The 3,180-nt window shown below is 51.2% G+C and carries 3 protein-coding genes and 1 pseudogene; 3 read left to right on the top strand and 1 reads right to left on the bottom strand.

The genetic code is table 11. The features are described from left to right. Together intI1 and FJM67_RS18025 are read left to right on the top strand one after the other, a co-directional pair. A partial coding sequence (intI1, locus tag FJM67_RS17120; RefSeq protein ID WP_050195748.1) for a class 1 integron integrase IntI1 occupies positions 1-806 on the top strand: 806 nt, incomplete at its 5' end. A gap of 332 nt (positions 807-1,138) precedes the next feature. Continuing rightward, complete coding sequence (locus FJM67_RS18025) at positions 1,139-1,291, top strand: topoisomerase DNA-binding C4 zinc finger domain-containing protein (RefSeq protein ID WP_181161546.1); 153 nt, start codon at positions 1,139-1,141, stop codon at positions 1,289-1,291. Between the two features lie 51 nt (positions 1,292-1,342). Here FJM67_RS18025 and FJM67_RS17110 read toward each other — a convergent pair whose 3' ends face one another. Continuing rightward, positions 1,343-2,425: a site-specific integrase gene (locus FJM67_RS17110; protein ID WP_140591898.1), complete on the bottom strand. Its 1,083-nt coding sequence runs from the start codon at positions 2,423-2,425 to the stop codon at positions 1,343-1,345. Positions 2,426-2,774: 349 nt separating this feature from the next. On the opposite strand from FJM67_RS17110, the pseudogene FJM67_RS17105 reads away from it, so the two are divergent. Beyond that, positions 2,775-3,180: pseudogene (locus FJM67_RS17105) on the top strand (Tn3 family transposase); the annotation flags it as partial.

The raw sequence follows: 3,180 nt of genomic DNA, 5'->3' as shown, positions 1-3,180 counted from the left end.
ACGAGCGCAAGGTTTCGGTCTCCACGCATCGTCAGGCATTGGCGGCCTTGCTGTTCTTCTACGGCAAGGTGCTGTGCACGGATCTGCCCTGGCTTCAGGAGATCGGAAGACCTCGGCCGTCGCGGCGCTTGCCGGTGGTGCTGACCCCGGATGAAGTGGTTCGCATCCTCGGTTTTCTGGAAGGCGAGCATCGTTTGTTCGCCCAGCTTCTGTATGGAACGGGCATGCGGATCAGTGAGGGTTTGCAACTGCGGGTCAAGGATCTGGATTTCGATCACGGCACGATCATCGTGCGGGAGGGCAAGGGCTCCAAGGATCGGGCCTTGATGTTACCCGAGAGCTTGGCACCCAGCCTGCGCGAGCAGCTGTCGCGTGCACGGGCATGGTGGCTGAAGGACCAGGCCGAGGGCCGCAGCGGCGTTGCGCTTCCCGACGCCCTTGAGCGGAAGTATCCGCGCGCCGGGCATTCCTGGCCGTGGTTCTGGGTTTTTGCGCAGCACACGCATTCGACCGATCCACGGAGCGGTGTCGTGCGTCGCCATCACATGTATGACCAGACCTTTCAGCGCGCCTTCAAACGTGCCGTAGAACAAGCAGGCATCACGAAGCCCGCCACACCGCACACCCTCCGCCACTCGTTCGCGACGGCCTTGCTCCGCAGCGGTTACGACATTCGAACCGTGCAGGATCTGCTCGGCCATTCCGACGTCTCTACGACGATGATTTACACGCATGTGCTGAAAGTTGGCGGTGCCGGAGTGCGCTCACCGCTTGATGCGCTGCCGCCCCTCACTAGTGAGAGGTAGGGCAGCGCAAGTCAATCCTGGCGGATTCACTACCCCTGCGCGAAGGCCATCGGTGCCGCATCGAACGGCCGGTTGCGGAAAGTCCTCCCTGGGGTTCTAGGGATTTTCCGTCCAAATGCGACATTCAGACTGCTAAGTGATTGATTTATTGTGACTGGCTATGTGAAGCGCCAAAAAAGTAATACCCCTCTGGAGGCCGCGGACGGCGTGGCCTCCAGAGCACTTTGTCGTTTTTGGACGGAAAATCCCTAGAACCCCTTAGTCGAGGTAAACTAGATAACTCATTCACAAACAAGCGAAAGCATATCGCTCACGCTAAATCACTAAAGAAAATGACAAATACAACCCCTGATGAAAGGGATACGACCAACTGTCCTAGATGTGGCGGTTCTCTCGTTATGAGAACGTCCAAACGTGGAACAAACGAAGGAAAACAGTTCCTGGGATGCAGCAACTACCCGAAATGTCGTTTCATTCGCCATTAAGCTGACAATCAGACACCTAAATTGACTGACAGCTTACCTCAAACAGCCCTGTTAATCTTCAGGGCTACTGAGCCGTCTAGGGTTTGTATCGCTGAGAAGTGATCCTGTCTGTAACTTCCTCTCAATAATCTTGCTTGGCAGGGAAGACTTACCATCCAGGTAACGCATTGCTGTTCTGGTATCTCTCCAACCGATCCACTCTTTCAGTTCAGCAACAGAAGCTCCAGAATCTATAATCCAGTTCGCAACGCCACGGCGCATACTATGGGTACTATATTCCTCTGGATCAACGCCTCCGGATTCCAAAAGCCCTTTGAAAAGCTTGTTGATCGAGTTTGGATGTATATGGGTTTCTGAGACATCTCCCCAACGACTAACTTTTGCAAATAGAGGTACTTCGCTTTCTCTAAAGGATTTTACATCGACACCTCTGCACCTTGCTTCAATCCAGTCTCTAATCGCTCGCATAGGACATAGGTTTGGCAGTGAATCCAGTTTCTTTGTCGTTCCCTGGCCATCTCTATCCGTTTTCGATTTTGGAAGAAATAACTCGAAATATGGGGTATCGCCATCCCAATGAAATTTGATGTCACAAGCACGGATGTTAATGAGTTCGTCGGAGCGCAATCCAAACCAGAACGCCGTTAGCAGCATGGCCTTGTCTCTGATAGCTCTCAGCTTCTGGCTATTCTTTTCATCCTTAATGCTTTCCTGAACTTCATCCAGGTGCGAACATACTTTTTCAATGACTCTTAACGGAGCCGGTTTTGCCTGCTTAGGCTTTTTACCAAACTTCCGCCGTATTCCCCGCATTATTTTCCGCACAAGCTCTGAATCATTAGGATTATGCTCAAAGCCGTTTTCTTTGTGCCAACGGCCAATGAGAACCCTGCGCTGTTCCAGAGTTGCAACACTCAGCTTACCAGCGTACATCACGAGGTAGTTTTTCAGGTCTTCATCTGTGCATGGGAGCCGACCGCCAAAGACCTTTGTGAAGTGTTTGACCGCATTCTCCAATGCTCTATTGGTATTGTCGTTCTCGGATGCGTCCAAAATCGTTGCTTCTTTGGCAAGCAGGTCGAGCTCAGCAGACCTTCCCACGAAAGTGGGATCATCGTCCCTTCGATCAGTCATCTTCACTGTTCCTTAACGTAGCTGTCTACGATCGACTGGATACTTTCTGCGTTCATCACTGGAGACTCAGAGTGCGCCACTATCAACTCCAGAGGCGATTCTAGATTCGCTCTATCAATGATCACCAGAATGTGTGGCTTCTTAGCTCCCTCAGTAGAGAATGCTCTTTCAGAAAAGCTCTGCCACTCCGTCAAACCAGGCAGGGCTCTCAATGCAAGCTGCATTGTGTTGAGCTTATGGGTTTCATCAAATGGCATTTCTGGATCGGCTATAACATCCCAAGCCAGAACAAAATGCCCCCAATGAACAATCTCTACAGACCCTGGGGCAGGGATACTATCCTTGCTGTCACAGCATTGCTATCCCTAGGTACACCGTACTCCAGAGACTGATAAGCAGAGCGATGCAGCAGGTCAGAAAAGACCTGGCGCACCAACTTAATCAACTCACCAGTCCTGAACTTCACGTCTTTCTGGACAGCATAACAGCCATTGATGACGGACTAAGCCTGAACCAGCTCAGAGGCGGTGCAAAAAGTCTGACCGTACCTGAACTTAAAAAAGAGCTTGCCCTTTATCATCAGTTAGCGCCATGGCGCACGCAAATCAATGGCGTTATCGATGGGCTTAATCTGTCTCTTAAAAATCGACAACACTTCGGTGAGCTCATCAACTATTACGGTAGTAAACTCAAACGATTCAAACGCGCACAGCAGCATCTATGGTTGCTATGTCACCTGACAGAGCGGATACAAC

This window comes from Maribrevibacterium harenarium (genome assembly GCF_006385675.1).
Taxonomy (GTDB): Bacteria; Pseudomonadota; Gammaproteobacteria; order Pseudomonadales; family Marinomonadaceae; genus Marinomonas; species Marinomonas harenarium.
Note: the sequence above shows the minus strand (reverse complement) of the source record. Positions and strands in the feature narration are given on the sequence as shown.